At 58.8% G+C, this 13,977-nt stretch carries 20 protein-coding genes; 10 read left to right on the top strand and 10 right to left on the bottom strand.

Annotation, left to right across the window (positions count from 1 at the left end; all coding sequences use genetic code 11):
• Positions 1-14: 14 nt before the first annotated feature.
• From murA to K0F88_RS16475, 7 genes are all read right to left on the bottom strand, one after another.
• Positions 15-1,280: a UDP-N-acetylglucosamine 1-carboxyvinyltransferase gene (murA, locus tag K0F88_RS16505; protein WP_010463300.1), complete on the bottom strand. Its 1,266-nt coding sequence runs from the start codon at positions 1,278-1,280 to the stop codon at positions 15-17.
• Positions 1,281-1,302: 22 nt separating this feature from the next.
• Positions 1,303-1,542, bottom strand: coding sequence for a BolA family protein (locus K0F88_RS16500; RefSeq protein WP_007912386.1), 240 nt, complete (start codon positions 1,540-1,542; stop codon positions 1,303-1,305).
• Positions 1,543-1,656: 114 nt separating this feature from the next.
• Complete coding sequence (locus tag K0F88_RS16495) at positions 1,657-1,962, bottom strand: lipid asymmetry maintenance protein MlaB (protein ID WP_010463303.1); 306 nt, start codon at positions 1,960-1,962, stop codon at positions 1,657-1,659.
• Positions 1,959-2,612 (bottom strand): phospholipid-binding protein MlaC, encoded by a 654-nt coding sequence (locus tag K0F88_RS16490; RefSeq protein ID WP_219095729.1) that lies wholly within the window; start codon positions 2,610-2,612, stop codon positions 1,959-1,961. Before K0F88_RS16490 ends, K0F88_RS16495 begins: the two co-directional genes overlap by 4 nt.
• 11 nt (positions 2,613-2,623) lie before the next feature.
• A complete protein-coding gene (gene mlaD / locus K0F88_RS16485) occupies positions 2,624-3,091 on the bottom strand; it encodes an outer membrane lipid asymmetry maintenance protein MlaD (RefSeq protein WP_010463308.1) in 468 nt (155 codons plus the stop codon).
• Positions 3,091-3,888 carry a lipid asymmetry maintenance ABC transporter permease subunit MlaE gene (gene mlaE, locus K0F88_RS16480; protein ID WP_219095728.1) on the bottom strand — a complete coding sequence of 266 codons (798 nt, stop codon included), beginning with the start codon at positions 3,886-3,888 and terminating at the stop codon, positions 3,091-3,093. The genes mlaD and mlaE overlap by 1 nt, the downstream gene beginning before the upstream one ends.
• Positions 3,888-4,697: an ATP-binding cassette domain-containing protein gene (locus K0F88_RS16475; protein WP_131061203.1), complete on the bottom strand. Its 810-nt coding sequence runs from the start codon at positions 4,695-4,697 to the stop codon at positions 3,888-3,890. Before K0F88_RS16475 ends, mlaE begins: the two co-directional genes overlap by 1 nt.
• A 277-nt stretch (positions 4,698-4,974) precedes the next feature.
• On the opposite strand from K0F88_RS16475, the gene K0F88_RS16470 reads away from it, so the two are divergent.
• The 10 genes from K0F88_RS16470 to K0F88_RS16425 all read left to right on the top strand — a co-directional run bounded on the left by K0F88_RS16470 (position 4,975) and on the right by K0F88_RS16425 (position 12,002).
• Positions 4,975-5,949, top strand: a complete 975-nt coding sequence (locus tag K0F88_RS16470) for a KpsF/GutQ family sugar-phosphate isomerase (protein ID WP_010463314.1) — start codon at positions 4,975-4,977, stop codon at positions 5,947-5,949.
• Positions 5,949-6,473 (top strand): HAD family hydrolase, encoded by a 525-nt coding sequence (locus K0F88_RS16465; RefSeq protein ID WP_007941249.1) that lies wholly within the window; start codon positions 5,949-5,951, stop codon positions 6,471-6,473. The genes K0F88_RS16470 and K0F88_RS16465 overlap by 1 nt, the downstream gene beginning before the upstream one ends.
• A 7-nt stretch (positions 6,474-6,480) precedes the next feature.
• Entirely contained in the window at positions 6,481-7,053 is a 573-nt protein-coding gene (lptC, locus tag K0F88_RS16460; RefSeq protein WP_219095727.1) for an LPS export ABC transporter periplasmic protein LptC, read from the top strand.
• Positions 7,040-7,588: a lipopolysaccharide transport periplasmic protein LptA gene (gene lptA / locus K0F88_RS16455; protein WP_219095726.1), complete on the top strand. Its 549-nt coding sequence runs from the start codon at positions 7,040-7,042 to the stop codon at positions 7,586-7,588. Before lptC ends, lptA begins: the two co-directional genes overlap by 14 nt.
• On the top strand, positions 7,588-8,313 hold the full coding sequence (gene lptB, locus K0F88_RS16450) for an LPS export ABC transporter ATP-binding protein (protein ID WP_010463322.1): 726 nt from the start codon (positions 7,588-7,590) through the stop codon (positions 8,311-8,313). Before lptA ends, lptB begins: the two co-directional genes overlap by 1 nt.
• Before the next feature lie 184 nt (positions 8,314-8,497).
• Positions 8,498-9,991 carry an RNA polymerase factor sigma-54 gene (locus K0F88_RS16445; protein WP_219095725.1) on the top strand — a complete coding sequence of 498 codons (1,494 nt, stop codon included), beginning with the start codon at positions 8,498-8,500 and terminating at the stop codon, positions 9,989-9,991.
• A gap of 74 nt (positions 9,992-10,065) precedes the next feature.
• Positions 10,066-10,374 (top strand): ribosome hibernation-promoting factor, HPF/YfiA family, encoded by a 309-nt coding sequence (hpf, locus tag K0F88_RS16440; RefSeq protein ID WP_007941242.1) that lies wholly within the window; start codon positions 10,066-10,068, stop codon positions 10,372-10,374.
• A 12-nt stretch (positions 10,375-10,386) separates the two neighbouring features.
• Positions 10,387-10,851: a PTS IIA-like nitrogen regulatory protein PtsN gene (ptsN, locus tag K0F88_RS16435; protein ID WP_219095724.1), complete on the top strand. Its 465-nt coding sequence runs from the start codon at positions 10,387-10,389 to the stop codon at positions 10,849-10,851.
• Between the two features lie 2 nt (positions 10,852-10,853).
• On the top strand, positions 10,854-11,711 hold the full coding sequence (gene rapZ / locus K0F88_RS16430) for an RNase adapter RapZ (protein WP_219095723.1): 858 nt from the start codon (positions 10,854-10,856) through the stop codon (positions 11,709-11,711).
• A 15-nt stretch (positions 11,712-11,726) separates the two neighbouring features.
• A complete protein-coding gene (locus K0F88_RS16425; RefSeq protein ID WP_219095722.1) occupies positions 11,727-12,002 on the top strand; it encodes an HPr family phosphocarrier protein in 276 nt (91 codons plus the stop codon).
• Between the two features lie 8 nt (positions 12,003-12,010).
• Here the strand turns inward: K0F88_RS16425 and K0F88_RS16420 are convergent, their stop codons facing one another.
• From K0F88_RS16420 to K0F88_RS16410, 3 genes are read right to left on the bottom strand one after another with little or no spacing between them, the layout of a single operon-like run.
• Positions 12,011-12,904 (bottom strand): ZIP family metal transporter, encoded by an 894-nt coding sequence (locus tag K0F88_RS16420; RefSeq protein ID WP_219095721.1) that lies wholly within the window; start codon positions 12,902-12,904, stop codon positions 12,011-12,013.
• A 30-nt stretch (positions 12,905-12,934) separates the two neighbouring features.
• Positions 12,935-13,546 carry a superoxide dismutase gene (locus K0F88_RS16415; RefSeq protein WP_219095720.1) on the bottom strand — a complete coding sequence of 204 codons (612 nt, stop codon included), beginning with the start codon at positions 13,544-13,546 and terminating at the stop codon, positions 12,935-12,937.
• A gap of 1 nt (position 13,547) precedes the next feature.
• A complete protein-coding gene (locus tag K0F88_RS16410; RefSeq protein WP_131061215.1) occupies positions 13,548-13,976 on the bottom strand; it encodes a hypothetical protein in 429 nt (142 codons plus the stop codon).
• Position 13,977 lies beyond the last annotated feature (1 nt).

Raw genomic sequence — 13,977 nt, 5'->3', positions numbered from 1 at the left:
CCATGCAGCAGAAACTAGCCCGGTACGCGGCGAATCTTGGCGCCGAGCATCTGCAGTTTCTCTTCGATGCACTCGTAACCACGGTCGATGTGGTAGATGCGATCGATCAGGGTGTCGCCTTCGGCGATCAGCGCCGAGATGACCAGGCTGGCCGAAGCACGCAGGTCGGTGGCCATCACTGGCGCGCCTTTCAGCTTTTCGGTACCGGTAACGATGGCAGTGTTGCCTTCGACCTGGATCTTGGCGCCCATGCGGTGCAGTTCGTAAACGTGCATGAAGCGGTTTTCGAAGATCGTCTCGATCACGGCGCCCGTGCCTTCGGCAATGGCGTTGAGGGAGATGAACTGCGCCTGCATGTCCGTCGGGAACGCCGGGTACGGAGCGGTCCGCACGTTGACGGCTTTTGGCCGCTTGCCGTGCATGTTCAGCTCGATCCAGTCTTCGCCGCAGGTGATTTCCGCGCCCGATTCCTTGAGTTTCTCAAGAACGGCTTCGAGGATGGTCGGATCAGTGTCCTTGACCTTCACACGACCGCCGGTCACGGCTGCCGCCACCAGGTAGGTGCCGGTTTCGATACGGTCAGGCATCACTTTGTAGGTGGTCGGGTGCAGACGCTCAACGCCGTCGATGGTGATGGTGTCGGTGCCAGCGCCAGTGATCTTGGCACCCATGGCGATCAGGAAGTTCGCCAGGTCGATGACTTCAGGTTCGCGAGCGGCGTTCTGCAACACGCTGCGGCCCTTGGCCAGAGCGGCGGCCATCATGATGTTTTCAGTACCGGTCACGCTGACGGTGTCGAAGAAGAAGTGCGCACCGCGCAAGCCGCCTTCCGGCGCCTTGGCCTTGATGTAGCCACCTTCGACGTCGATGACCGCGCCCATGGCCTCGAGACCACGGATGTGCAGGTCAACCGGACGCGAGCCAATGGCGCAACCGCCAGGCAGGGCGACTTCGGCCTCACCGAAACGAGCAACCATCGGGCCCAGCACCAGGATCGATGCACGCATGGTTTTCACCAGCTCATACGGTGCGATCAGGGTCTTGATGGTGCGCGGGTCGATTTCGACGCTGAGCTTCTCGTCGATCACCGGCTCGATGCCCATGCGGCCGAACAGCTCGATCATGGTGGTGATGTCGTGCAGGTGCGGCAGGTTGGCAACCGTTACCGGGCCATCGCACAGCAGGGTTGCAGCCAGGATCGGCAGGGCAGAGTTCTTCGCCCCGGAGATGCGGATTTCGCCATCAAGACGAACGCCGCCAGTAATAATCAATTTATCCATAAGAATCTCGACGCCCTTGGGCTCAGGTGCGCTCGGCCCAGGCCGCGCTGCTGAAAAATTTCATAGTGACCGCATGGATGCTGCCATCGGTGATCCATGGGTTCAAATGGGCATAGATCTGCTGCTGACGCTTCACCGGGCTCAACGCCGCCAGTTCATCGCTAATCACGTTCAGCTGGAAATTGCAGCCTTCGCCCTCAACTTCTACCAACGTTCCGGGCAGCTTTCCTTCAAGGAAGCTCTTCACTTCTACGGCCTGCATGCTCAACCTCAATCGGCGCCCTGTGCGCGCGGGTCGGACATCATACAAAAAAGCCCCGCGCCTGCGAACCCCGCGAAGCAGGACTCTGACGGGGGGCTTCTTTATAGATGCTGGTTAGGGATGCGCCAACAGCTCGGTCAATTCGCTGACCTGAGCGATTTCACGCATGTCTTCTGGCATCCCGCGGATGCTCAGCGCCTTGCCGGCCGCCTCTGCATCGCGCATGAAGCACAGCAGCAGGGACAAGCCTACGCTGCTGGACTTCAACACTGCCGAACAATCAACCACCAGTTCGGCGGCCTTGCTGGATTTGATCAACGCCTGCCCCTGCTTGCGCAGGCCAGGGCCGGTGCGGTAATCCAGCATGCCACTCAGTCGCAGCTCGCCGGTTTCGCTCATGCGAATGGCCGACACACTCATTGGGCAGACTTCTCGGTGGCGTCGGCGGTTTTTTCCTTGGCCTTCGCGACTTCCCCGGCCCAACCGTTGATGGTCTTGTCCAGGTCATTGCCATTGCGCTGCATCGCATCGGCGAACTGATCGCGGAACAGCTTGCCGATGTTGATGCCGTTGATGATCACGTTGCGCAGTTTCCACTCGCCACTGATCTTCTCAAGTGTGTACGACACGGGATAGATCGTACCGTTAGAGCCTTTGACCGTCATGCCAACGCTGGTGCGGTCGCCCGACTCATCCTTGGCTGGATCGACGGTGATGCCCTGATTGTTGTACTCCAGCAACGCGTTGCCATAGAACTGGAACAGGCCCCTTTTGAAGTTTTCTTCAAAAGTCTTCATCTGCGCCGGCGTGGCTTTGCGCGAGTATTTGACCGTCATGATGCTTTTAGAGATGCCTTCGGCATCCACCACAGGTCCGACGATGGTGTTCAGCGCCGTGTAAAAGTCTTGCGGATCCTGCTTGTACTTCTCTTTGTTGGCCGAAAGATCGGCCAGCATCCGAGTGGTGGTGTCCTGTACAAGATCATGCGCGGAAGGCGCCGCCACGGCGTTAGCCATCAACGGCAGGGCCGCGAGTAATACCAACAGGCCACGTCGCAAGGTAGAGATCATTCAAAAGCTCCTCATTTGGCGTCTTTGCTAACGGTATTGAGCAGGAATTTACCGATCAGGTCCTCGAGCACCAGCGACGACTGGGTGTCGTGAATGGTTCCACCATCCTTGAGCAAGCCTTCTTCGCCGCCCACGCTGATGCCGATGTATTTCTCGCCCAACAGGCCAGCCGTCAGGATAGATGCAGTGGAGTCAGTCGGCAGGTTATCTACACGCTTTTCCAGCTGCATCGTCACTCGACCGGTGAAACTGTCGCGGTCCAGATCGATCGCCGTGACCTTGCCGATGGTCACACCGGCCATGGTCACTTTAGCTCTGACCGTCAAACCGGCGATATTGTCGAAATATGCATAAAGTTTATAAGTATCGGTGGTGGCACTTGGGGACAGGCCACTGACCCGCAACGCTAGCAACAGCAAAGCCAGGATGCCAGCCAGCAAGAATAGGCCGACACCGATTTCCAGGGTGCGGTTTTGCATCAGAAATCTCCAAACATCAAGGCGGTCAAAATAAAGTCCAGGCCGAGCACAGCCAAAGAGGCGTACACCACGGTCTTGGTAGTGGCACGACTGATCCCCTCGGAAGTGGGCTCGCAGTCATAGCCTTGGAATACGGCGATCCAGGTCACGACAAAGGCGAAGACGATGCTCTTGATGATGCCGTTGAGCACATCATCGGTGAACGTCACGCTGTTCTGCATGTTGGACCAGTAAGAACCTTCATAGACACCCAGCCAGTCGACGGCCACCCACGAACCGCCCCAGATACCCACCACGCTGAAAATCATCGCCAGCACTGGCAGGGAAATGAAGCCGGCCCACAGGCGTGGGGCAATGATGTACTTGAGCGGGTCGACCCCAATCATTTCCAGACTGGACAACTGTTCGGTGGACTTCATGTTGCCGATCTCGGCGGTCAGCGCCGAACCTGCACGCCCGGCAAACAGCAATGCCGTGACCACGGGGCCAAGTTCACGCAACAGCGTCAGCGCAACCATCTGCCCGACCGCCTGCTCCGAACCGTAGCTGGACAGGATGTTGAAGCCTTGCAGCGCCAGCACCATGCCGATGAATACCCCGGAGACCACAATGATCACCAGGGACATGACGCCCACCGAATGCAGTTGCTTGATCAGCAGGCCAAAGCCGCCGCCGATACCACCGCGACCGAGCAAGGCATGAAACAGGAAAATCGCCGAACGACCGAACACCGCCAGCACATCGATGCCGCCGTGGCCGAATCGACGCACGCGTTCCAACAGTGAAATCTTGCGCATCAACGCTTCCCCAGAAGATCTGCGCGGTAATCCGTCGCTGGAAAGTGGTAGGCGACCGGACCGTCGGGATCGCCGGTCATGAATTGACGAATACGCGGTTCCTGCGAGTTCATCAGCTCCTCGGGAGTACCCTGCCCCAAGACCTGGCCGTCGCCCACCACATAAATGTAGTCGGCGATGCTGGCGGTCTCGGCCAGATCGTGGGAGACCACGATACTGGTGATGCCCAGCGCATCGTTGAGCAAGCGGATCAGGCGCACCAACACGCCCATGGCGATAGGGTCCTGGCCGACAAAGGGTTCGTCATACATGAGGATCTGCGGATCGAGGGCAATCGCCCGCGCCAGCGCGACACGGCGCTTCATGCCGCCGGACAGTTCGTCGGGCATCAGGTCGATGGCCCCACGCAACCCCACGGCCTGCAATTTGAGCAGGACGATGTCACGGATCATTTCTTCCGGCAGCTCGGTATGAACGCGCAGCGGGAAGGCGACGTTCTCGAACACGTCGAGGTCGGTAAACAGCGCGCCGCTCTGGAACAGCACGCCCATGTGCTTGCGCGCATCGAACAGATCGCTGCGCGACAGCTTTGGCAGGTTCTGGCCATTGACCCAGACTTCGCCCTTTGTGGGCCGCAACTGTGCGCCCATCAACCGCAACAGCGTGGTCTTGCCACACCCGGAAGGCCCCATGATGCCGGTGACCTTGCCGCGCGGGATACGGATATCGACGTTATTGAAAATGCTGCGCGCACCGCGCTTGAAGGACAGTCCCTTCAGCTCGACCGCGTAGGCGTTATCGGCACTCATCTAAACTCCTTGCGATGCAGCCTCACACTCGGACGCCTGGCTCTCTGACGAAAGCACATACCTCCCCGGGCAGGCCGAACTGGCGGCGAACTATATCACTGCAAAGGCCAAGCGCCCAAGGCCCACGCCGGCCCATGTTCAGCAACTTGACAGGCAAAAAGCCTTGTTCAGAGGGGATTCGGTAACCGGGAATGACAAAGCGTGACGAACTTGCGTGAGGGTTTTGATCATTACCGCTATAATCGCCGCCTTTTCATCAGGCTATACGATTTCTGACATGAGCCAATCCAGCGACCTGATTCAATCTGCACAACGCACCATCCGCCTCGAACTGGAAGCCGTACAAGGCTTGCTGCCCCATATCGACGCAGATTTTGTACGCGCTTGCGAGATGATTCTGGACAGCAAAGGCCGCGTGGTCGTGGTCGGCATGGGCAAATCGGGGCACATCGGCAACAAGATCGCCGCCACCCTGGCCAGCACCGGCACCACGGCCTTTTTCGTGCACCCGGCCGAAGCCAGCCACGGCGACATGGGCATGATCACCCGCGACGACATCATCCTGGCCCTGTCGAACTCCGGTTCCACCAATGAAATCGTCACCCTGCTGCCCCTGATCAAGCGTCTGGGGATCAAATTGATCAGCGTGACCGGCAACCCGGACTCGCCGCTGGCCAAGGCTGCCGAGGTCAACCTCAACGTTCACGTCGAGCACGAAGCCTGCCCGTTGAACCTGGCACCGACCTCGTCGACCACCGCCGCGCTGGTCATGGGTGATGCCCTGGCCGTTGCGCTGCTGGAAGCCCGGGGCTTTACCGCTGAAGACTTCGCCTTTTCCCATCCCGGCGGCGCGCTGGGTCGACGCCTGTTGCTGAAAGTCGAAAACGTCATGCACGCCGGCCAGGAGCTGCCGCAGGTTCAGCGCGGCACGCTGCTCAAGGATGCACTGATGGAAATGACCCGCAAGGGCCTGGGCATGACCGTGATCCTGGAAGCCGATGGCAAACTGGCCGGGATCTTCACCGACGGTGACTTGCGCCGCACACTGGACCGCAGCATCGACATCCACAGCGCCACCATCGATCAGGTCATGACCGCGCACGGCAAGACCGCTCGCGCCGAGATGCTCGCCGCCGAAGCCCTGAAAATCATGGAAGACCACAAGATCAACGCGCTGGTCGTGGTCGACAGCGAAGACCGCCCGGTCGGCGCCTTGAACATGCACGACTTGCTGCGTGCGGGAGTTATGTAATGAGCACGGACCTGCTGCAACGCGGCAAACAGATCAAACTCGCGGTGTTCGACGTCGACGGCGTACTGACCGACGGGCGCCTGTACTTCCTCGAAGACGGCAGCGAATTCAAGACGTTCAACACCCTCGACGGCCAAGGCATCAAGATGTTGATGGCAGCCGGCGTGCAGACCGCTATCATCAGCGGCCGCAAGACCCCGGTGGTCGAACGGCGGGCGAAGAACCTCGGCATTCCACACCTCTACCAGGGTCGTGAAGACAAACTGGTGGTGCTCGACGAGCTTCTTGCCCAACTCAACCTAAGCTATGAACAGGTCGCCTACCTGGGTGACGACTTGCCGGACCTGCCGGTGATTCGCCGCGTGGGCCTGGGCATGGCCGTAGCAAACGCTGCCAGCTTCGTGCGTGAACACGCTCATGGCATCACCCTGGCCCGTGGTGGCGAGGGTGCCGCTCGCGAATTCTGTGAATTGATCCTGCGCGCCCAGGGCCGCCTCGATGCGGCCAACGCCGCGTACCTGTGAGCCCATTATGCTGAGCAAAAAGATTCGTAACATCCTGGTGTTCGGCTGCATCGCGGCGCTGTTTGCCGCGGTCGGCTACTGGAACATCAGCCCGGAACGCTTCCTCGACAAACCGGTGGTCACGGTCGATGAAAGCGCAATCGACTATTACGCCCTCAACGCCCACAGCGTGCAGTACCTGCCGGACGGCAAATTGCAGTACGAAATGACGTCCGACAAGGTCGAACACCTGAAAGCGAGCGAGGTGACGTTGCTGACCAACCCTGACCTGAATATGTTTCGCGGTACGCAGTTCCCGTGGCACGTCCAGAGTGAGCACGGCGAAGTCAACCCGGACGGCACTCAGGTTGAGCTGATCGACTCGGTGCGCATCACCCGTTTCGACGAGAAAAACCGCAAAACCCTGATTACCACCACCCGAATGACGGTGTTCCCGCAGCAGCAATATGCGCAGACCGATCAACCCGTTAGAATCGACGGCGCTGGCGGTGTATCGACAGGCAACGGAATGAAAGCGTATTTGAAAGAAAGCAGGATACACCTGCTATCGAACGTAAGAGGACAGTATGAGGCTCGTTAAAACTCTCCCTATTTTGCTCAGTCTGGGCGCAGCACTGGGAAGCGTGAGCGCCTGGGCTCTGCCGAACGATCAAGAGCAGCCTATCCGCATTCAGGCCGACGACGCCCAACTGGACGACAAGAATGGCGTTGCCACCTATAAAGGTGACGTGATCATTACTCAGGGCACGATGAAGGTCACCGGCAATACAGTGACCATCACCCGTACCCCGGCTGGCGACATCGACGTGGTGACCTCGGTGGGCAACCTCGCCTACTTCGAGCAGATGCAGACGGCGGGCGACACCAAGCCTGTTCAGGGTTGGGGGGTGACTATTCAGTACCACGCCTCGCAAAACCGCGTCGTGCTGATCGACAAGGCAAAAGTTGTCGACAAGGACAACAACGTCACCCAAGGCGAAAAAATCGTCTACGACACGGCCAAGAAACTTGCGAGCGCCGGGCGTGCGACGGGCAGCAAGGTCACCGAGGCGCGTCCGCGCATTGACATGGTGATCCAGCCCAAGCCGAAAAACGACGCGAAAAAGGCCCCGTAATGGCAACTCTGAAAGCTCAGCATCTGGCCAAGAGCTACAAGAGCCGCCAGGTCGTGCGTGACGTCAGCCTGTCCATCGACAGCGGTCAAATCGTCGGCCTGCTGGGTCCTAACGGCGCCGGCAAGACCACCTGTTTCTACATGATCGTCGGCTTGGTGCAGGCCGATCAGGGCCGCGTTCTGATCGACGATCTGGACGTCAGCCATCAGCCGATGCACGGTCGCGCAAAGGCCGGTATCGGCTATCTTCCGCAAGAAGCATCGATCTTCCGCAAACTCTCGGTGGCCGATAACATCATGGCCATCCTCGAGACCCGCAAGGAACTCGACAAGGCCGAGCGTCGCAAGGAGCTGGAAAGCCTGCTGCAGGAATTCCACATCAGCCACATCCGCGACAACCTCGGCATGAGTTTGTCCGGCGGTGAACGTCGCCGGGTGGAAATCGCCCGGGCACTGGCCACCAACCCGAAATTCATCCTCCTCGACGAACCATTCGCCGGTGTGGACCCGATTTCGGTGGGCGACATCAAACAGATCATCTACCACCTCAAGGCCAAAGGCATTGGCGTGCTGATCACTGACCACAACGTCCGTGAAACACTGGATATCTGCGAAACCGCCTACATCGTCAACGATGGCCAACTGATCGCCGAAGGTGACTCCGCCACCATCCTGGCCAACGAACTGGTCAAGGAAGTGTATCTGGGCCATGAGTTCCGCCTGTAAGCATTGAGGTGTCTGGCTGGTTGTCCGGGCGCTTGCCTCGATAAAAAATCAATACTTTTTTATTGTTACAGCGCTCTAGGCAAACGCTGCAGTTTCGGGCATATAATTTGCTTATGTTTGGCGCTCCGGCGCCCTGTAGTGGATGGCGCATGTGCGCCGGCGAATAAGGTGTTAAGCCCCTGCCATGAAACCATCGCTAGTCTTGAGAATGGGCCAGCAGCTGACGATGACACCGCAGCTGCAACAGGCTATCCGCCTGCTCCAATTGTCGACCCTGGACCTGCAACAGGAAATCCAGGAGGCCCTGGAGTCCAATCCGATGCTCGAACGCCAGGAAGAAGGCGACGACTTCGATAACGCCGACCCCTTGGCCGACAAAGCCGAGCAGCTCCCCAACGCCGACATTTCCGAACCCTCCTACCAGGAAACCGCCCCGACGGTGGATAACCTCGAGGAAGGTGACTGGAACGAGCGCATTCCCAACGAGCTGCCTGTCGATACCGCGTGGGAAGACGTCTACCAGACCAGCGCCAGCAGCCTGCCGAGCAACGATGACGACGAGTGGGATTTCACCACCCGCACATCGGTCGGTGAAAGCCTGCAAAGCCACTTGTTGTGGCAACTGAACCTTGCGCCGATGTCCGACACCGATCGCCTGATCGCCGTGACCCTGATCGACTGCATCAACAATCAGGGCTACCTGGACGAAACCCTCGAGGAAATTCTCGAGGCCTTCGATCCGGAACTGGACATCGAACTGGACGAAATCGAAGCCGTCCTGCACCGCATCCAGCAATTCGAACCGGCTGGCATCGGCGCCCGCAACCTGGGCGAATGCCTGCTGCTGCAATTGCGCCAACTGCCAGCCAAGACGCCTTGGCTGGCCGAAGCGAAACGCCTGGTCACCGACTACATCGACCTGCTCGGCAGCCGCGATTACAGCCAGCTCATGCGCCGCATGAAGCTCAAGGAAGATGAACTGCGCCAGGTCATCGAGCTGGTGCAGAGCCTCAACCCGCGCCCGGGCTCGCAAATCGAGTCCAGTGAAGCCGAGTATGTTGTCCCTGACGTGATCGTGCGCAAGGACAACGAGCGCTGGTTGGTCGAGCTGAACCAGGAATCGGTGCCACGGCTGCGGGTCAACGCCCAATACGCCGGTTTTGTGCGCCGCGCCGACACCAGTGCCGACAACACCTTCATGCGCAATCAGTTGCAAGAGGCCCGCTGGTTCATCAAGAGCCTGCAAAGCCGCAACGAAACCCTGATGAAAGTGGCCACCCAGATCGTCGAGCATCAGCGCGGCTTCCTGGAGTATGGCGACGAAGCGATGAAACCGCTGGTACTGCATGACATCGCCGAAGCGGTGGGGATGCACGAGTCGACGATTTCACGGGTGACCACGCAGAAATTCATGCATACCCCTCGGGGCATATATGAACTGAAATACTTTTTTTCCAGCCACGTCAGCACCTCCGAAGGCGGCGAATGCTCGTCCACAGCGATCCGCGCGATCATCAAAAAACTGGTTGCCGCGGAAAATCAGAAAAAGCCGTTGAGTGACAGCAAGATCGCTGGTTTACTGGAGGCACAAGGCATTCAGGTGGCTCGCCGCACCGTCGCCAAGTATCGCGAATCCCTCGGGATCGCGCCTTCGAGCGAACGCAAGCGGTTGATGTAGAGCCACGCCACAGCGTTCCAGTGGTAGATCATCTGATCTACCGCTTTATGCACTGGCAACGAAGGAGAAGCTGTATGCAAGTCAACATCAGTGGACACCAACTGGAAGTGACCGAACCTCTTCGCACCTACATCGGCGAAAAACTCGAACGATTAGAGAGGCATTTCGACAAGATCACCAACGTGCAGGTGACGATGACGGTCGAAAAGCTCAAGCAGAAAATCGAAGCCACGCTGCATATTCCCGGCAATGAAGTGGTCGCCAACGCGGAGCATACCGACATGTACGCGGCGATCGACGCACTGACCGACAAGCTGGATAAACAACTCAAAAAGCATAAGGAAAAGACCCAAAGCCTCCTTCAGGGCGCGACCGGTCGTTAACACTCCCAACCCATGATCCGACTTGAAAGTATCCTGACCCCCGGCCGTTCCCTCGTGAACGTGCCGGGCGGCAGCAAAAAGAAAGCCCTCGAGCAAATTGCCAACCTTATCCATAAAGAAGTCCCGGATCTGGAGATGCAAGATGTCTTCGAGGCTCTGATTGCCCGTGAAAAACTCGGCTCGACCGGTTTTGGTAACGGCATCGCCATTCCCCACTGCCGTCTGAAAGGTTGTACGTCGCCTGTCAGCGCACTGATGCACCTCGACGCCCCTATCGATTTCGACGCCATCGACGGCGCCCCGGTTGACCTGCTGTTCGTTCTGCTGGTCCCGGAAGCCGCTACCGATGCCCACCTGGAACTACTTCGCCAGATCGCCAGCATGCTCGATCGCAAGGAAGTCCGCGAAAAACTGCGCAGCGCCCCGAGCAATGAAGCCTTGTATCAGGTTGTCCTGGACGAGCAAAACGGTCATTAATCATGCGCCTGATCATCGTCAGTGGCCGTTCCGGCTCAGGTAAAAGTACCGCACTCGATGTTCTCGAGGACAACGGCTACTACTGCATCGATAACCTGCCGGCCGGATTACTGCCGGAACTGGCCGAGCGCGCGCTGATTCATACCGAGCTCGCACAACCGCTGGTTGCTGTGTCCATCGATGCGCGCAACCTGCCGAGTCACCTGTCGCGGTTTCCGGAATTGCTCGAAGAAGTCCGAAGTCGGCATATCAAGTGTGACGTGCTGTACCTGGACGCCGACGAAGAAACGTTGCTCAAACGCTTTTCGGAAACCCGCCGCCGCCACCCACTGAGCAACGCCAATCGCTCGCTGGCCGAGGCGATTCAGGACGAAAGTAATCTGCTGGGCCCGATCGCCGATCTGGCAGACCTCAAGGTGAACACCACCAACCTGAACCTTTATCAGTTGCGCGATACCATCAAGCTGCGCCTGCTGAACCAGCCGGAAGCCGGCACTGCGTTCCTGGTGGAATCTTTCGGATTCAAGCGGGGCATGCCGGTGGATGCGGACCTAGTGTTCGACGTGCGCTGCCTGCCCAACCCTTACTGGAAGCCGGAATTGCGCGAACAATCCGGTCTTGATCAACCGGTAGCCGAATACCTGGCGGCACAACCGGACGTCGAAGAGATGTTCCAGGACATCTCCACGTACCTGCTCAAGTGGTTGCCGCGCTTTGCCGCCAGCAACCGGGCTTACGTCACCATCGCCATTGGCTGCACCGGCGGGCATCACCGCTCCGTCTACCTGACCGAACGTCTGGGCCAGGTCCTGCAACAATCCCTGAAGAACGTCCAGGTTCGCCACCGCGACCTCAGCTAAAGGATTCACATCGCGATGCCAGCTCTGGAAATCGAAATCATCAACAAGCTGGGCCTGCATGCCCGCGCTTCGGCAAAATTCGTTGGCGTTGCCGGTGAGTTCAAGGATTGCACGATCCGGGTCGGACGTACTCCCGAGTCCATGGTAGACGGCAAAAGCATCATGGCCATGATGATGCTCGCTGCCGGTAAGGGAACAAAAATCCACCTGAGTACCGAAGGTGAACAGGCTGACGAAGCCTTGAAGGCGTTGGTGGATCTGATCAACGACTACTTTGGCGAAGGCGGTTAAGCACTCGCCTAGGCGAGCGCCGTATCCATCACCATCATCAAGCAAAACCCGATCAACAAGCCTAGACTCGCCAGCTTGTCGTGACCATTGCGTCGCGACTCGGGGATGACTTCATGGGTGACCACCAGCAACATCGCACCCGCCGCCAACGCCAATCCTAACGGCAACAGCAATTCGGCCAGGCTCACCAGCCACGCGCACAACAACGCGAAGACCGGCTCCACAAGACCTGATGCTGCACCGATCAGGAATGCCTTGACCCGCGACATCCCCGCCCCTGCCAATACCAGCGCGATCACTAGCCCTTCCGGCACATCCTGCAACGCGATACCCATGGCCAGGCTGTCAGCATCGGGCATTCCACCACCGGCCGAAACACCGACCGCCATGCCTTCAGGAATGTTGTGGGCAATGATGGCAAACACAAACAACCAGATCCGTGGCGGGATGACCGGCCGTTCCAGGGTTCCGACGAGCATTTCCGGCGAGGCGCCCGACACCTTACGGTCCACCAGAAACAGCCCGAACGCGCCGAGCATGATGCCGAAGCTGATCAAGCCGCTGGCCGCCCAGGGTGTCAGCCCCAGGCTTTCAGCAGCGGAAATCCCCGGAACGATCAGCGAAAACGCCGTCGCCGCGAGCATCACCCCGGCACCAAAACCGAGCAACGTATCGCTGACCGCCTGCGGCATGCGGCGAATCACCAGCACAGGAACCGCGCCCAACGCAGTGCCCAAGGCACAAATCGCCCCGCCCTGGAGTGCGCGCAGGAGTTTGGGTTCGAGATCCAGCCACGCCAGTCCATGAGCGACCAACAACGACATGCCCGCCAGCAGCAACAGCGATCCCAACGCGTAACGAAACATTCGTCCGCTGCCAATCGCCAGTGTTTCAGTGCCCATAGTCAGCCTTGGATTGTTTTTATAGAGGACTTAAACCAGCGCAGCCTGATAACGCGCAGCGACTTCAGGCCAATTGATCACGTTGTAGAACGCATTGATGTATTCCGGACGACGGTTCTGATATTGCAGGTAGTAAGCGTGCTCCCAGACATCCAGGCCGAGGATCGGCGAATTGCCGTTCATCAACGGGCTGTCCTGGTTGCCGCTGCTTTCCACAATCAGAGTCTTTTGCGGTGTGACACTGAGCCAGGCCCAGCCACTGCCGAAGCGGGTCAGCGCGGCCTTGGTGAAGGCTTCCTTGAAACTGTCCAGGCCACCCAGTTGCTCATCAATCGCCTTGGCCAGCGCACCTTCGGGTTTGCCGCCACCGTGAGGCGCCATCACTTCCCAGAACAACGAATGGTTGGCGTGGCCGCCGCCCTGATTGATCACCGCCGCGCGGAGCTTTTCCGGCAGCTGCTGGACGCTTGCGACCAGTTTTTCCACCGACCATTCGGCAAATTCGGTGCCTTCGACCGCGGCGTTGAGGTTATTGATGTAGGTCTGGTGATGCTTGGTGTAGTGAATCTCCATGGTCTGCGCATCGATATGCGGTTCCAGGGCATCGTAAGCGTAAGGCAGGGCAGGCAAGGTAAAAGCCATTTCAATGGACTCCATGATGTAGAGGCGCAGGCGATGCGGTATCGGTGTGCAGTAAACGGTGGGTGCGCGGATATTCGCCGTGTTCGCTGATGAAATTCAGCAGCTCGACATAGGTTTTGCTGCTTTGGCGCAGCGCGGCTTCACGCAGTGCTGGGGCCAGGCGCGGGTCCTGCATGGTTTGCAACAACCGCTGATGGATCGCGCACAAGTATTCGGCGCTCTCCTCCGGCTGGTTCAGACGCAAATGCAGGTCCGCCAGGTTGTGGTGGGAAATCACGCAGGCCGCCACCGCTTCGTCGGCATCCGCCCAGCGCTCGAACAACACCTGAGCCAGGGCCAGGGCCTGCAAGTAAGCCTCGCGGGCATCGACCAATTCACCCAGCATGAAATGGCGATTGGCCCTTTCGATCGTGCGTTTCCAGTGCTCCATG

This window comes from Pseudomonas sp. UMAB-40 (genome assembly GCF_900095275.1).
Lineage (GTDB): Bacteria > Pseudomonadota > Gammaproteobacteria > Pseudomonadales > Pseudomonadaceae > Aquipseudomonas > Aquipseudomonas mandelii_B.
Note: the sequence above shows the minus strand (reverse complement) of the source record. Positions and strands in the feature narration are given on the sequence as shown.